This window comes from Xanthobacter autotrophicus (genome assembly GCF_029991245.1).
GTDB lineage: Bacteria > Pseudomonadota > Alphaproteobacteria > Rhizobiales > Xanthobacteraceae > Xanthobacter > Xanthobacter autotrophicus_C.
Genome location: NZ_JAIVFO010000120.1, coordinates 1 through 14,000, shown reverse-complemented (window position 1 = coordinate 14,000; position 14,000 = coordinate 1). Strand labels below are relative to the sequence as shown.

Annotated in this window: 13 protein-coding genes; 4 read left to right on the top strand and 9 right to left on the bottom strand. The window is 69.0% G+C overall.

Going from position 1 to position 14,000, the window contains the following annotated elements; genetic code table 11:
- From K9U41_RS17445 to K9U41_RS17410, 8 genes are all read right to left on the bottom strand, one after another.
- On the bottom strand, positions 1–624 hold a 624-nt coding region (locus tag K9U41_RS17445), incomplete at its 3' end, for a GMC family oxidoreductase (protein WP_282642148.1).
- 37 nt (positions 625–661) lie between these two features.
- The gene (locus tag K9U41_RS17440; protein ID WP_282642147.1) at positions 662–2,050 is read right to left on the bottom strand and encodes an FAD-binding oxidoreductase; all 1,389 of its coding nucleotides are present in this window, start codon (positions 2,048–2,050) and stop codon (positions 662–664) included.
- Positions 2,051–2,214: 164 nt separating this feature from the next.
- Positions 2,215–2,967, bottom strand: coding sequence for an SDR family NAD(P)-dependent oxidoreductase (locus K9U41_RS17435; protein WP_282642146.1), 753 nt, complete (start codon positions 2,965–2,967; stop codon positions 2,215–2,217).
- Positions 2,964–3,797 (bottom strand): shikimate dehydrogenase family protein, encoded by an 834-nt coding sequence (locus K9U41_RS17430; protein ID WP_282642145.1) that lies wholly within the window; start codon positions 3,795–3,797, stop codon positions 2,964–2,966. Before K9U41_RS17430 ends, K9U41_RS17435 begins: the two co-directional genes overlap by 4 nt.
- A gap of 30 nt (positions 3,798–3,827) precedes the next feature.
- Positions 3,828–4,532 carry an ABC transporter ATP-binding protein gene (locus K9U41_RS17425; RefSeq protein ID WP_282642144.1) on the bottom strand — a complete coding sequence of 235 codons (705 nt, stop codon included), beginning with the start codon at positions 4,530–4,532 and terminating at the stop codon, positions 3,828–3,830.
- A complete protein-coding gene (locus K9U41_RS17420) occupies positions 4,516–6,363 on the bottom strand; it encodes a branched-chain amino acid ABC transporter ATP-binding protein/permease (RefSeq protein WP_282642143.1) in 1,848 nt (615 codons plus the stop codon). Before K9U41_RS17420 ends, K9U41_RS17425 begins: the two co-directional genes overlap by 17 nt.
- A gap of 4 nt (positions 6,364–6,367) precedes the next feature.
- A complete protein-coding gene (locus K9U41_RS17415) occupies positions 6,368–7,240 on the bottom strand; it encodes a branched-chain amino acid ABC transporter permease (protein ID WP_012113643.1) in 873 nt (290 codons plus the stop codon).
- Between the two features lie 219 nt (positions 7,241–7,459).
- The gene (locus K9U41_RS17410) at positions 7,460–8,686 is read right to left on the bottom strand and encodes an ABC transporter substrate-binding protein (protein WP_282642142.1); all 1,227 of its coding nucleotides are present in this window, start codon (positions 8,684–8,686) and stop codon (positions 7,460–7,462) included.
- Between the two features lie 297 nt (positions 8,687–8,983).
- On the opposite strand from K9U41_RS17410, the gene K9U41_RS17405 reads away from it, so the two are divergent.
- The 4 genes from K9U41_RS17405 to K9U41_RS17390 are packed head-to-tail and all read left to right on the top strand — an operon-like array spanning position 8,984 to position 12,284.
- Positions 8,984–9,994 carry an NAD(P)H-quinone oxidoreductase gene (locus K9U41_RS17405; protein WP_282642149.1) on the top strand — a complete coding sequence of 337 codons (1,011 nt, stop codon included), beginning with the start codon at positions 8,984–8,986 and terminating at the stop codon, positions 9,992–9,994.
- Positions 9,991–10,761, top strand: a complete 771-nt coding sequence (locus K9U41_RS17400) for an SDR family oxidoreductase (RefSeq protein ID WP_282642141.1) — start codon at positions 9,991–9,993, stop codon at positions 10,759–10,761. The genes K9U41_RS17405 and K9U41_RS17400 overlap by 4 nt, the downstream gene beginning before the upstream one ends.
- Positions 10,762–10,778: 17 nt before the next feature.
- Positions 10,779–11,519, top strand: coding sequence for an SDR family NAD(P)-dependent oxidoreductase (locus tag K9U41_RS17395; RefSeq protein WP_282642140.1), 741 nt, complete (start codon positions 10,779–10,781; stop codon positions 11,517–11,519).
- 48 nt (positions 11,520–11,567) lie between these two features.
- Complete coding sequence (locus tag K9U41_RS17390) at positions 11,568–12,284, top strand: FadR/GntR family transcriptional regulator (protein ID WP_282642139.1); 717 nt, start codon at positions 11,568–11,570, stop codon at positions 12,282–12,284.
- 193 nt (positions 12,285–12,477) lie between these two features.
- Here K9U41_RS17390 and K9U41_RS17385 read toward each other — a convergent pair.
- Positions 12,478–14,000, bottom strand: a 1,523-nt coding sequence (locus K9U41_RS17385; RefSeq protein ID WP_282642138.1) for a serine hydrolase, incomplete at its 5' end; no start/stop codon positions are given.

Sequence of the window (14,000 nt, the reverse complement as noted above, 5' to 3'; positions counted from 1 at the left end):
GGACAGGGCGGGGCGCAGATAGCCGTCCACCACGGTCCAGCGGCGCCCGTTTTTCTGGTTCACCTGATAATAGCCGAACCCGTCCTGATCTTTTCCATTGTAATCGGGGTTGCGCGGGAAGCCGGCCTGCTCCGCCGCATCGATGAAAGCCTCCGACAGCACAGGGCGTTCGCCGACGCGGACGATGTTGATGGGGCCGTCGGTTCCGCGCACCTCGGTGTCGCAGTCGGAGGCCTCGAAGGTCTCGAACTTCTTGAAGTAGGGCAGCACATCGTCCCATCCCCATCCGGTGGCGCCGAGCTGTGCCCAGCCGTCATAATCCTGCCGCTGGCCGCGCACGAAGATCATGCCGTTGATGAGGGTTGAGCCGCCCAGCCCCTTGCCCCGCGGCACCACGATGGGACGGTGGTAGGTGGCCTCCTCCGGCTCGGTTTGGAAGCGCCAGTTGAAGGCGCTGCCGGCCAGAAGCTTGGAGAAGCCGGCCGGAATGGGCACCCAGAAGCCCCGGTCCGTGCCCCCCGCCTCCAAAAGGAGGACGGTGCGGCGGGGGTCTTCCGAGAGGCGGGCCGCAAGGATTGCGCCTGCGGTTCCGCCTCCCACGACGATATAGTCGAAGCTGTCCATGGCCTTGTTCCAGCGTGCCTTTTTGTGCGGCCGGGGATCAGCCCCGGGCCGGCAGGACCTTTCCTGGGTTCAGGAAGTCGTCCGGGTCGAGGGCTTTCTTCAGGGTGCGGGCGAGGGCGATCTCCGCCGGCGCGCGGCGCAGGAGAAGCTCGTCCACCCGGTACTGGCCGATGCCGTGTTCGGCGGAAATGGAGCCGGCAAAGCGGGCCACCACGTCGTGGACCAGGGTGTTGATGGCGGCGCCGTCCTGGCCCGGCGCGAGCACCACGTTGTAATGGATGTTGCCATCGCCCAAATGCCCGAAGGCATTGACCTTCGCGCCCGGCGCGCCCTCGGCGATGGCGATGTCCGCGGCCTCCAGGAAGGCGGGAACATCAATGATGGGCACGGAGACATCGTGCTTCATGCTCTTGCCCTCGCGGGCCTCGCCATCGGTAATGTGCTCGCGCAACGCCCAGAGCTGGGTCGCCTGGGCGACCGTCTCGGCGATGACGCCGTCGAGCGCCGTGCCGTTCTCCAGCGCCGCCGCCAGCGCCGCCTCCGCCGCCTCGCGCAGGCCGGACAGGCTGGCGCCGGCCTCCAGCAGCACGAACCAGTCGCCGGAAGCGATGGGCGGGGTGAGGTTGAGGTGCCGCTTCAGCAGGTCGAAGGAATAGCCGCTCATCAGCTCGAAGGCGGAGAGGGTGTCGCCCAGCTCGTCCTGCGCCAGCGCCAGCAGGTCGAGGGCCGCCTGCGGGTTCGGCACGGAGAGCAAAGCGGTGATCGTATGCCGGGGCCGGGGCACCAGGCGCAGCACGGCGCCGGTGACGATGCCGAGGGTGCCTTCGGTGCCGATGAAGAGCTGCTTCAGGTCGTAGCCCGCATTGTCCTTGCGGAGCTGGCGGGCCATGTCCACGATGGTGCCGTCGGCGAGCACCACCTCAAGGCCCAGCACCAGCGCGCGGGCCATGCCGTAGCGCACCACGTTGACCCCGCCGGCATTGGTGGAGACCACGCCGCCCACGGTCGCCGAGCCTTCTGCCGCAAGGCTTATGGGCAGGAGACGTCCGGCCTCGGCGGCGGCGTCCTGCGCCACCTTGAGGATGCAGCCGGCATCGGCCGAGATGGTGAGGCCCACCGGGTCCACCGCGCGCACCTTGTTCATGCGGTTCAGCGAGAGCACCACCTGGGCGCCCGAGGTGTCCGGCACCGCGCCGCCGGCAAGGCCGGTATTGCCGCCCTGGGGTACGATGGCGGCGCCGGCCGCGCGGCAGGCCTTCACCACCTCGGCCACCTCGGCGGTGGAGGCGGGGCGGGCGACGCACAGCGGGCGACCGGGAAACAGGCGGCGCCAGTCGATGGCATAGGAGGCCATGTCGGCCTCGTCGGCGAGGAGGCCGGAGGGGCCGAGAATGGCGGCAAGGCGGGAAACAAGATCGGCGCTCATGAGGCAGCCCTCAAGACATCTGGCATGAAACGGGTGCGGGCTTCAGCCGGATGGCCCCGCCCGCGCGGTGGCGAAGCGGATGCATCCGTTGGCCGCGCGCCGCAAGCCCCTTTCTCCCGCAAAGGCCGTGTCCTTGCCGTGGAAAGCCGGGATACGGCGCGCCGTCATACATAGCCGTAGGCGGTCCAGCCGCCGTCCACGCCCATCACCTGCCCGGTGACGGCGCTTGAGGCATCGGAGGCGAGAAACACCGCCATGCGCGCCACTTCGTCCGCCTCCACCAGCCGGCCCATGGGGGTGCGGGCCTTCAGGCGGTCAAGGTCGAGGCGGCCGCGGGCGGCGAGGTCGTCCAGCAGCGCGGTGCGCACATAGCCGGGGGCGATGGCATTCACCCGCACCTTGTCCCGCGCCCATTCGCAGGAGAGCGCCTTGGCCATCATGGCGACGCCGGCCTTGGAGGCGCAATAGCCGATGCGCTCGGGCGCGGCGACCACGCCATACATGGAGGCCATGAGCAGCAGCGAACCGCCGCCCTGGGCGATCATGCGCCGCCCCGCCTCCTGCGCCGTGAGGAAGGTGCCGGTGAGGTTGATGGCGATGACGCGGTCCCATTCCTCCTCGGTGACCGAGAGGGTGGGTGCGTTCTGGGAGATGCCGGCGTTGGCGAGGCAGATGTCCACCGGGCCGAAGCGGGCCTCGGCGGCGTCGAAGGCGCGGACGATATCCGCCTTCCGCGTCACCGAGCCCTTGACCGCGATAGCCTCGCCCAGCTCCTGCGCCCGCGCCTCGGCGGCGGGATCGAGGTCGAGCAGCACCAGCGATGCGCCCTCCGCCCGGAACGCCTGGGCTACCGCAAGGCCGAGCCCGGAGGCGCCGCCGGTGATGAGGGCGCAGCGGCCGGCGAGGGACCCGCTCATTCTCCCGCCCCCGCAAGCGCGCGCATGCCGAGGAAATCGGCCATGAGGTCCAGCTGGCAGGCCAGCATGGGCTTGCCGAAATGGATGCGGCAGCCCTTCGCCTTGGCGGCGGCGAGGAGGGCGGTTTCCTCCGGCTGCATGATCACCTCGGCCACGATCTGCTCCGGGGCAAGGCGCGCGGCATCAAGCGGCAGGGGATCGCCCTCCTTCAGGCCGAGGGAGGTGCCGTTGACGACGATGTCGTGGCCGGAGGGGTCGGGCGTGCCGATTTCCACCTGCGCCGCGGGATAGGCCTCGGCCAGGCGGGCGGCGAGGTCTTCCGCCTTGGCGCGGGTGCGGTTGGCGATGGTGAGGCGGGAGATGCCGGCCTCCACGAAGGCGAAGGCGATGGCGTTCGCCGCCCCGCCGGCACCGGCGAGATAGACGCTCTTGTCCTTCGGATCGATACCCGCCGCCAGCAGCCCGCCGACGAAGCCCTTGCCGTCCAGCATCTCGCCGATGAGCCGGCCGTCCGCCTCGCGGCGCACCGTGTTCACCGCGCCGATGCGGCGGGCGCTGTCGGAGACGGCGTCGCACAGGTCCACGATGGCGGTCTTGTGCGGCACCGTCACCACGAAGCCGCCGAGGCTCTTCATGGCCTTGAGGCCGGCGACCAGGGTGGCAAGGTCGTCCGGGGCGACGTGGAACGGCACCATCACCCCGTCGCGGCCCTCGCGGCCCATCAGCGCGTTGAGCATCTGCGGCGTCTTCACGTGGTGGATGGGGTCCGCGAGGATGCCGTAGACCCGGGTCAGGCCGGTGATCTCGCGGGTGGTCTGGAGTGTGGTCATGGGGCAGGTTCCGGGGGTGGCCCGAAGGCTCTAGATGCCGAGGTAGGCGGTCTTGATATGTGGGTCGGCAAGCAGGCCGATGCCGGTGTTCTCAAGGGCGATCTGGCCGTTCTCGATCACATAGGCGCGGTCGGCGATCTTCAAGGCGTGGAACGCCTTCTGCTCCACCAGCAGCACGGTGGTGCCGGTCTTGCAGATGCGGTCGATGACGTCGAACATCTGCTGCACGATGATGGGGGCAAGCCCGAGCGAGGGCTCGTCCAGCATCAGCAGCTTGGGCTTTGCCATCAGCCCGCGGGCGATGGCCACCATCTGCTGCTCGCCGCCGGAAAGGGAGCCGGCCATCTGGTCAAGGCGCTCGCGGACGCGGGGGAAGATGTCCAGCACCTCGTCGAAGCGCTCGGCCATGCCGGCGCGGACCTTGGGGTGGTAGCCGCCCATCAGCACGTTGTCGCGCACGCTCATGACCGGGAACAGCTGGCGGGCTTCCGGCACCATGATGAGGCCTGCGCCCACGATCTCGTCCGGCGGCAGGCGGTCGATGCGCTGGCCGTCGAACTCGATGGAGCCGGCGGTGGGCTTCACCAGGCCGGAGATGGCGCGCAGCAGCGTCGTCTTGCCGGCGCCGTTGGAGCCGATGATGGTCACCACCTCGCCGCGTCCCACCCGGAGCGAGATGTCCTGGAGGATGACGGTGCGGCCGTAGCCGGCGGTGATCTCAGAGACCTTGAGCATCGACGAAATCCTCTCCGAGATAGGCCTCGATCACCCGTCGCTCGCGCACCACGGCGTCGGGCTTGCCTTCGGCGATCACCTTGCCGCTGTCGATCACCACGATCCGGTCGGACAGGCTCATGATGGCCTGCATGTTGTGCTCGATGGCGATCACGGTGACGCCGGTGTCGCGGATGGCGCGGATCAGCTCCACCATCTTCAGGGTGTCGGACTGGCTCTGGCCGGCCATCACCTCGTCGAGCAGCAGGATCGAGGGCTCGGTGGCGAGCGTGCGCGCCACTTCCAGCCGCTTCAGGCCGCCGATGGGCAGGGTTCCTGCCTCCACATCCTTCACGTCGTCGAGGCCCATGAGCCTGGCCACCCGCAGGGCGACGGCGCGGGCATCGTCCACGGAGCGATGGCGCAGGAAGGCGCCGATCATGATGTTCTCCAGCACGCTCAGCTTGCCGAAGGGCTGCACGATCTGGAAGGTGCGGCCGATGCCGAGCCGGGCGAAGGCGTCCGGCGCGCTGGGCTGGTGCCACTTGCCGTCGGGGCCGAGGATTTCGATGGTGCCGGCATTGGGGGTGAGGAAGCCCGAGAGCTGGGCGAAGACGGTGGTCTTGCCGGCGCCGTTGGGGCCGATCACGCCCAGGATCTCGCCCCGCTTCAGGGTGAGGGAGACGTTGTCGGTGGCGGTCAGCCCGCCGAAGCGCTTGACCAGGTTCTGCGCCTTCAGCACCACCTCGCCGGGGGTGCCGGTGATGATCTTGGTGGCGGGGGCGACCACGTCCGCGCGGGTCCGCCCGCCGCCGGGCAGCCTGTCGATGAGGCGCACCACGAACGGGCCGAAGGTGCCCACCAGCCCGCCCGGCAGGGTCAGGGTGATGATGACCAGCACGGACCCATAGACGAAGCCGTGCAGGCCATTGGCCGAGGCCCCGAGCCAGCCGCGGGCGAGTTCCGCGAGCGGAACCACCAGCACCGTGCCGAGCAGGGGCCCCGCCACCGTTCCGAGGCCGCCGATCAGGGCAAACATGGCGATCTCGATGGCGGTGGCGAGGGAGAACAGCGTCGCGGGCTCCAGGAAGGTCATGTACATGGCGTGGAAGGTACCCACCAATGCGGTGAGCGCCGCCGAGATCGCCATGGCCCAGAGCTTGACGCCGTTGATGTTGATGCCCGCCGCCTGGGCCGCGCTGTCACGCTCGCGCACCGCGGTGAGCGAATAGCCGAGGCGGGAATGGCGGATCGCGTAGGACACCGCCAGGGAAAGCACCAGAAGACCGAATGCGATGTAGAGATAATTGATCTTGTCGCGGAAGATCATCCACGGCCAGCCGATCTGCAGCGGCACCACGAGGCCGGCCGAGCCGCCGGTGACCCCGTTGAAGTGGATGGACAACAGCCGCACCACCTCCAGGAAGGCGATGGTGGCGAGCGAGAAGAACGGCCCGCGCAGGCGGAAGCAGGGATAGCCGATGCCGAGGCTGACGAGGGCGGCCAGCGCCGCGCCGGCGATCATGCCGATCCAGGGCGACAGGCCGAAATGGGTCAGCAGCAGCGCCGCCGTATAGCCGCCCAGCCCGTAGAACACCGTGTGGCCCAGCGACAGCTGCCCGGCATAGCCGCCGAGGATGTTCCATGCGGTCGAAAGCGCGCCGAACACGCAGATGGTGACGAAGACGTGCACCATGAAGGTTGAGCCCGACCAGGCCGGGATGATGACGAGCAGCGACAGGGCGATCAGCGCGCAATAGACGCGCGGATCGGTGAGCCGCGACAGGACGGAGAGTCCGCCGGGGGTTGGGGCGGTCGGCGTGGCCTTGAGCGAGGAGTCGTGAAGGCTCATCGTGTCACTCCGTGCCGCGGCCGAGGCCGAACAGGCCGGTGGGCTTGAAGATGAGGATCAGGAGGAACAGTGCGAAGTAGACGACCTCTTTCAGGTCGGGCGCGATGTAGTAGCCGGAGAGGCTGTCCACGAGGCCGATGATCATGGCCCCGAAGAAGGCGCCGTACATGGAGCGCATGCCGCCCAGCACCACCACCACGAAGGCGGTGAGCACGAAATAGGTGCCGATGGTGGGCGTGACCGGGTAAAGCGGCATCACCAGCGCGCTGGCAAGGCCCACGCAGGCGGCGCCCATGCCGAAGGCGATGACGTAGATCTTGTCTACCTTCACGCCCATGAGCAGCGCCGCGTTGCGGTTCTGCGCCGTGGCGCGGATGGCGCGGCCGAGCGCGGTGGACTGCATGAACAGGTGCAGCCCCGCCACCAGCGCCAGCGCGCAGACGAACATCACGATCTGCCCCTTCACCAGGGTGAAGCCGGCGACCTGGACCGAACCCTGCGCCGCCGACGGCGGCACCGAATACAGGTCGGCGCCGAACAGCAGCAGGGCGAGGTTCACCAGCGCGGTGGACAGGCCGACCGTGGCGAAGATCTGGATGTGCTCGTCGGCGGACAGCAGCGGCTGGATCAGGAAGCGCTGCACCAGCGCGCCCAGGGCGAACAGCAGCAGCACGACGGGAATGGCGGACGCATAGGGATGCAGGCCGAACTTCGCGGCGAGCAGGTAGGCGGCATACATGCCCACCATCAGGAACTCGCCATGGGCGAAGTTCACCACCCGGACGATGCCGAAGATGAGGGTGAGGCCGACGCTGATGATGGCATACATGCTGCCGAGCAGGATGCCGTTGAGCACCAGCTGAATGAGAACGTCCATCGCGCTCCGCTCCAGTAGTCCGCGGGGTCTTTCGGCACGGGGCCGGACATGGGGTGGATAGCCTGGTGACTGCTTTGGGGATGCTTGTCTGGGAATTGCCCCCGCACGAGGCCAGATCGCGCGGGGGCTGCGCGGCGGCCGGTCAGGGGCGCCGCAGGCAATCGAGACGCTTGGTCAAGCGAAGCGGAAACCGGTTCGCGTAAAAGCGTTCCCGAAAGGTCAGTTGGCGCCGACGCCGACCTTCATCTTGGCCACCGCGGCGGCCTCGGGGAACACGGTGACGAGGTTGCCGCCCTGCCACTGCATGAGGAACGGCTGGGCGCGGGTGTTCTGGCCCTGCTCGGAGAACTTGGCGCCCCAGCCGGTGGCGGTTTCGCCCACGGGAATGTCCACCTTCATCACGGCGGCGCGCACCTTGTCGGCGTCCGTGCTCTTGGCGGCCGCGATGGCGTCAAAGAACACCTTGGCGCCCATGTAGTTGGCGAGCGAATGGCCGGAACGGGGGTCGATGCCGTACTTCGCCTTGTACTTGCCCACGAATTCCGTGAGGCCGGGGGTGGCCTTGGGGTTCGTGTTGTACTGGGTGAAGTCCACGTCGAGGGCGCCTTCCATGTTCTCCGCGCCCACCGCCATCATGGTGTCGCGGGTGGAATAGCCGCCGCCGGCGCCCATCACCGCCTTGGGCTTGTAGCCCTGGTCCTTCATCTGGCGGAAGAACAGCACGGTGTCGTTCTGGTAGGAGGTCTGCAGCACCACGTCCACGCCCGCGGACTTGAGGCGCAGGATGACGGGGGTGAGGTCCACGGACTTCGCCGAATAGGGCAGGACCTCCACCACGTTCAGGCCCTTCTCCTTGGCGCGGGTCTTCTGATAGCCGGAAACCGTCTGGCCGTAGAGGCTGTCCTCGTGGATGATGCCGACCTTCAGGTCGGCGGGCTTCACGCCGAGCGCCGGGGCGATGGCCTCGATGACGGAATCCACCATGCGGACCGCGAAGTCACGGGCGGTGGCATTGGTGCGGAAGACGTATTTGAAGCCGCGCTCGGTGATGGGATCGGACACCGCGCCAAGCTCGAAATAGGGCACGCCGGCCAGCTCGGTCACCTGGGTCGCCGCCAGCGACAGGGACGAGGAATAGGTGCCGAAAATGGCCGAGACCTTGTCCACCGAGGTCAGGCGCCGGGCCTCGCCCACCGCCTGGTTGGGATCCACCGCGTCGCCCTTGATGTACTCGATCTTCTTGCCGTCGATGCCGCCGGCCGCGTTGCGTTCCTCCACCGCCAGCTCAAAGCCGCGGAAGCTCTCGTCGCCCAGCAGGGCGAGGCCGCCGGAGAAGGGATAGAGGGCGCCGAACTTGATGGTGCCCTGGGCCGCCGCAGGTCCCGCGAAGGGGGAGGCGGCAACAAGCAGTGCGGCGGCCAGGGCCGCCCGTGCGAAACTCTTCATCGGCTCCTCCCTCGTCCGGCGCGTCTTGAGGCCGGCTCTTGCAACCCGTTCTTCGGGCACGATTTTTGAGTGCCCATTGGCGACGGGGCCGGTTTGGCCGCCCCGTTTGGCGCTGCGGATAATGCAGATAACCAAGTTGCCTGACAAGTAGGACTTCTGTAGTTTTCCCGCATCGAGGTGGCCGCCGCGAAGGGGCGCCGGCAAGACGCCGCGCGGACGGCTCTGAACGCGAGAAAAGAGAACACGGTGTCCGATCTGCCTGCGCTGCGGGCCGATCGGCGCGTGCTTCAGGGAGAAATGCCAGTGGTTGAAATTCCCGATTTTATGCGCCAGGCCCGCTTCACCGGTGCCGGCGGGCCGGAAGTCATCGCCATCGAGACCGCGCCGGTGCCGCGCCCGGGGCCGGGCCAGGTGCTGGTGGAGGTGGTGGCCGCGGGCGTCAATCGCCCCGACTGCCTCCAGCGCGCCGGCAATTATCCCCCGCCCCCCGGCGCCACGGAAATCCCGGGCCTCGAAATCGCGGGGCGGATCGTCGCGCTCGGAGCGGGTGTCGATTCTTTGAAGATCGGCGACGAAGTCTGCGCGCTGGTGATCTCCGGCGGCTATGCTGAGTATTGCGTGGCGGAAGCCCCGCTCTGCCTGCCCGTTCCCAAGCCGCTGTCCCTGCTTGAGGCCGCCGGCCTGCCGGAAAATTACTACACCGTCTACGACAACGTCTTCACCCGCGGACGCCTGAAGGCGGGCGAGACCATCCTGATCCATGGCGGGTCGAGCGGCATCGGCTCCACCGCCATCCAGCTGGCGCACCACGCCGGCGCCCGCGTCATCGCCACCGCCGGCTCGCCGGAGAAGTGCGACTTCTGCCTGAAGCTCGGCGCGGATGCCGCCATCGACTATCGCGCCAAGGACTTCCTGGCCGAGGTGAAGGCGCTCACCGACGACCGCGGCGTGGACGAGATCCTCGACATGGTGGGCGGTCCCTACGTGGCGCGGAACCTCCAGGCGCTGGCGGTGGAAGGGCGCCTCGTGCAGATCGCCTTCCTCCAGCCGAGCGAGGTCACCATCGACCTCATGCCGGTGATGCTGAAGCGCCTGACCTTCACCGGCTCGACGCTCCGCGCCCGCTCCGTAGCGCTCAAGTCCGCGATCGCCGAGGCGCTGAAGCGGGACGTGTGGCCGCTGCTGGAGGCGGGCAAGATCAAGCCCTTCATCCACGCCACCTTCCCGCTGGACCAGGCGCGGGAGGCCCATGCGCTGATGGAATCGAGCGCCCATCTCGGCAAGATCATGCTGGAGACCGGACGGTGAGCGCGTCGTCTTCCCCCGTCGTCTTTGTCACCGGAGCCGGGCGCGGCATCGGCCGCGCCATGGCGGACGCCCATGCGGATGCGGGCGCCGCCGTCGCCTATGTGGACTTTGATCCCGCACTCGCGCAGGAGGCCGCCAACGCCGCCGTCCTGCGCGGGGTGAAGGCCGTTGGCCTTGCCGCGGACGTGGCGGACTATGCCGCCGTGGAAGCCGCCGCCCGCGCGGCGGCGGCTGCGCTCGGGCCGGTGAGCGTGCTGGTCAACAATGCCGGCATCTCGCCCAAGGGCGGCGCGGACGGGCGCCGCGCCGAGGCCCCGGACATGGACCCGGCGGAATGGCGGCGGGTGATCGACGTCAATCTCACCGGCGCCTTCAACTGCGTGCGCGCGCTTTCGCCGGGCATGAAGGCGTTGGGGCAGGGGCGCATCATCAACATCTCGTCGGTGGCCGGGCGCACCTATTGCGACATCGTGGGAGTGCATTATGCCGCCTCCAAGGCGGCCCTCATCGGCTTCACCAAGCATCTGGCGGGGGAGCTGGGGCCCTACGGGATAACGGTGAACGCCATCGCCCCCGGCCGCATCGACACCCCCATGGTGCGCGGCACCGCCACCGCCGCCAACGAGGCGGTGCGGCTGGTGACGCCGCTGCGCCGTCTCGGCCAGCCGGAGGAGGTGGCGGAAGTCTGCCGCTTCCTGTCCTCGGACGCTGCCGCCTTCGTCACCGGCCAGGTGATCGATGTGGCCGGCGGCTGGCTTATGACCTGACGTTCGGGAGCATCTGAATGTTCGACTTCAGGAACCGGACCCTGCTGCTCACCGGCGCCAACGGCGGCATCTCCCGCGCCATCGCGGAGACCTTCTTCGCGCTCGGCGCCAATTGCGTGCTCACGGATCTCGACGAGGCCGGCGTCACGGCCTTCGCCGGCGAACTCGACCCCACCGGCGCCCGCGCCATCGGGGTGCGGCAGGATGCGGCCGAGCCGGCCGACGCCGACCGTGCCCTCGCGGTGGTCAAGGAGCGCTTCGGCGCGCTGGACGTGCTCGTCACCTCCGCCGGCCTCTACCGCGAGCGCAAGGTGGCGGAGATGACCGACGCGCACTGGCGCACCGGCATCGCGGTCAATCTCGACGGGGTGTTCTACACCTGCCGTGCCGCCATTCCCCATTTCTCCGACAACGCGGCCATCGTGAACGTCGCCTCCATGGCGGGGCATCGCGGCAGCGTGGGGCATGCGGACTATGCGGCGGCCAAGGGGGCGGTGCTCAACTTTTCCCGGACGCTGGCCATGGAACTGGCGCCCCGGGTGCGGGTCAATTCCGTGTCCCCCGGCCTCATCGACACGCCCATGGTGCGCGGCCTGATGGACGCCAACGGCGCGGCCCTGATCGCCGGAACGCCGGCGAAGCGGCTCGGCACGCCGCAGGAGGTCGCCCGCGTGGTGGCCTTCCTCGCCTCCGACTGGGCCAGCTTTGTTACCGGCGAGACGGTTCATGTGAACGGCGGGCTTTATATTGCCAGTTGAGTCGCGTTGTCTGGCGCGCGGCTTGGCCGGATGAGCTAGGAGCAACGGATGGCCCAACCCCGCGACATCATCGGCCGGGCGCCTTCCCTCGCCGAGACGCTGGCGCACCGGCTCCGGGAGGAGATCGCCTCCGGCCGCCTCCAGCCGGGCGAGCGGCTGCCCACCGAGCACCAGATGGCCGAGACCTACGGCGTCAGCCGGCCCATCGTGCGCGAGGCGGTGGGGCGGCTGAAGCATGACGGTCTCGTCACCACCCGCCAGGGGGCGGGGGCGTTCGTGGCCGAGCCGGGCGCGGCCTCCACCTTCCGGCTCGACATTGCCGACCTGAGCGACAAGGTGGAGATGCGCGCCATCGTGGAACTGCTGATGGCGGTGGAGGCCACCGCCACCGCCCACGCCGCCGTGCGCCGCTCGGACGAGGATCTCGCCCGCATCGGGGCCCAGCTTGACGCCATGCAGGACGCCATCGACCGCGGCGAGCCTGGCGTGGACGAGGACATGGCCTTCCACCGCGCCATCGTGGAGGCGACGGGCAATCCCTACTTCCGGGACCTGTCCCAGTTCCTTGACCACCGGGTCCGTTACTTCATCCGGACCGCCCGCGCCAACACGGCGCGGCTCGGCGGGCTGCCCCAGGCGGTACAGCGCGAGCACGAGGCCATTTTCGGCGCCATCGGCAAGAAGGACCCCGTCGCCGCCCGCGCCGCCGCCGAGGAGCACCTGCGCAACGCCGCCGCCCGCCTCGCGGTGTATCTCACGCCGTAGGGGGGCTCGCGCCCCGGCCGACTGGAGCGACAGCGAAAGGAGGGCCGGGGTCCAGCGCTAGAGGCCGCCGCAGGCGCTTTCTGCTCGATGGCCGGGATATCACATGGCCTGCTGCGCAGGAGTCCTGCGCTTACGTCCCGGCTCGGCGCTCCAGCTGCGCTGTCGCTTGTCCGGGATACGATGGCCGCCCCCCTCACCGCCGTTCGAAGGTGCCGAGGCCGTTGTCGTTGAAGAATTCCACCTTCATCCGCCGGTCCGCGAAGGTGACCTGCGACACCGATCCCGCAGGCGCCGTTTCCTCGCCTTCCGGGCGGAAGATGAAATCATCCCCGCTCCAGTGGTCGAGGGCGAACACCCGCGGCTTCGGCCCCACGGTGAGGACGAGGCGGCCCTTGTCCTCGCTCACCCGCGCCTCGCCGAAATAGGCATTGGCATAGGTGCCCACATAGGTGGACAGGGGCTTCGCCGGCGCGGGCTTCGTGGGCGCGCTCTTGCCGGCGAGGGCGCCGAGCGGCGTGTAGAGCGGATCGATGAGGGTGGCATAGGCGGTGAGCCAGTCCCGCGTCACCGTGCCGAACTGGGCAAGGTCCATGAAGCTGGCGGACAACGCCTCCGGCACGCCCGTGGGCTGGGCATTGGTGAGCACCACGATGCCCAGCTTCTCGGAGGGCAAGAGCACATAGGTGGTGCCGGCGCCGAGAATGAAGGCGCCGGAATGGTCGATCATCACCCGGCCGGCGGGCGACACGTTCACGGCGAAGCCGAAGCCGTAGAAGCCGGCGCGGGCATCGGCGGCATAGGCGGGCGAGGAGATCATCTCCGGCCGCATGGCCGGCAGCAGCGCCTTCTCGGGTACGATCTGCCGGCCCTCAATGGTGCCCCCGCCCAGCACGAAGCCGAGCCAGCGGGCCATGTCCCGCGCCGACGAACTCACCCCGCCCGCCGGGGACTGGGCCTGCGGATCGCGCTGGAACTTGGCGGCGAAGGTCTTGCTCTCCCCGATCTTGCCGACCCGCACATGGGGCACGGCGCGGTTGGGCCGGGCCATGTAGTCGGCAAAGCGCGAGGAGGTGGAGGCCATGCCCAGCGGCTTGTAGAGCACCTCGTCGGAGAGGGTCTCCCAGTCCTTGCCCGTAGCGCTGGCCACCGCCTCGGCGGCGGCGGTGACGCCGAAATTGGTATAGGCGTAGGAGACGCGGAACGGGGCGAGGGGCAGCTTCTTCAGCCGCTCCAGCACCTGCCGGCGATCGTAGCCGAGGTCTTCCAGCTCGTCGCCGGCATGGTCCGGCAGGCCCGAGCGGTGGCTGTAGAGATCGGCGATGGTGACATGCCCGGACACCCAGTCGTCGTTCAGGGCGAACCAGGGCAGGAGGTCTTCCACCGGCGTGTCCCATTTCACCGTGCCCTTGCCCACCTCATGGGCCACCACGCCCGCGCCCACCGACTTCGACAGGGAGGCGAGCTGGAACACGGTGTCCGCGTCGATGGCCGCGCTCTCGCCCACCTTGCGCACGCCATAGCCCTTGAGGAACACCGTCCTGCCCTCATGCACCACGGCCACCGCGAGGCCGGGCACGCCGCTGCGCGTCATGAGGTCCTGAGCGAGGGCATCGACCTTGCCCACCGCGCTCTCGATCTGCCCCGTGGGGATGGGCACGCCCGATGTCTGCGGCGGCGGCCGGGAGGCGTCGATCCGGGTCTGGGCGAGGGCGGGGG

What these genes read in the sequence shown, in the direction of transcription:
- K9U41_RS17440 (WP_282642147.1), bottom strand. Translation starts at nt 2,050, where the DNA reads ATGAGCGCCGATCTTGTTTCCCGCCTTGCCGCCATTCTCGGCCCCTCC.
- K9U41_RS17435 (WP_282642146.1), bottom strand. Translation starts at nt 2,967, where the DNA reads ATGAGCGGGTCCCTCGCCGGCCGCTGCGCCCTCATCACCGGCGGCGCC.
- K9U41_RS17430 (WP_282642145.1), bottom strand. Translation starts at nt 3,797, where the DNA reads ATGACCACACTCCAGACCACCCGCGAGATCACCGGCCTGACCCGGGTC.
- K9U41_RS17425 (WP_282642144.1), bottom strand. Translation starts at nt 4,532, where the DNA reads ATGCTCAAGGTCTCTGAGATCACCGCCGGCTACGGCCGCACCGTCATC.
- K9U41_RS17420 (WP_282642143.1), bottom strand. Translation starts at nt 6,363, where the DNA reads ATGAGCCTTCACGACTCCTCGCTCAAGGCCACGCCGACCGCCCCAACC.
- K9U41_RS17415 (WP_012113643.1), bottom strand. Translation starts at nt 7,240, where the DNA reads ATGGACGTTCTCATTCAGCTGGTGCTCAACGGCATCCTGCTCGGCAGC.
- K9U41_RS17410 (WP_282642142.1), bottom strand. Translation starts at nt 8,686, where the DNA reads ATGAAGAGTTTCGCACGGGCGGCCCTGGCCGCCGCACTGCTTGTTGCC.
- K9U41_RS17405 (WP_282642149.1), top strand. Translation starts at nt 8,984, where the DNA reads ATGCCAGTGGTTGAAATTCCCGATTTTATGCGCCAGGCCCGCTTCACC.
- K9U41_RS17395 (WP_282642140.1), top strand. Translation starts at nt 10,779, where the DNA reads ATGTTCGACTTCAGGAACCGGACCCTGCTGCTCACCGGCGCCAACGGC.
- K9U41_RS17390 (WP_282642139.1), top strand. Translation starts at nt 11,568, where the DNA reads ATGGCCCAACCCCGCGACATCATCGGCCGGGCGCCTTCCCTCGCCGAG.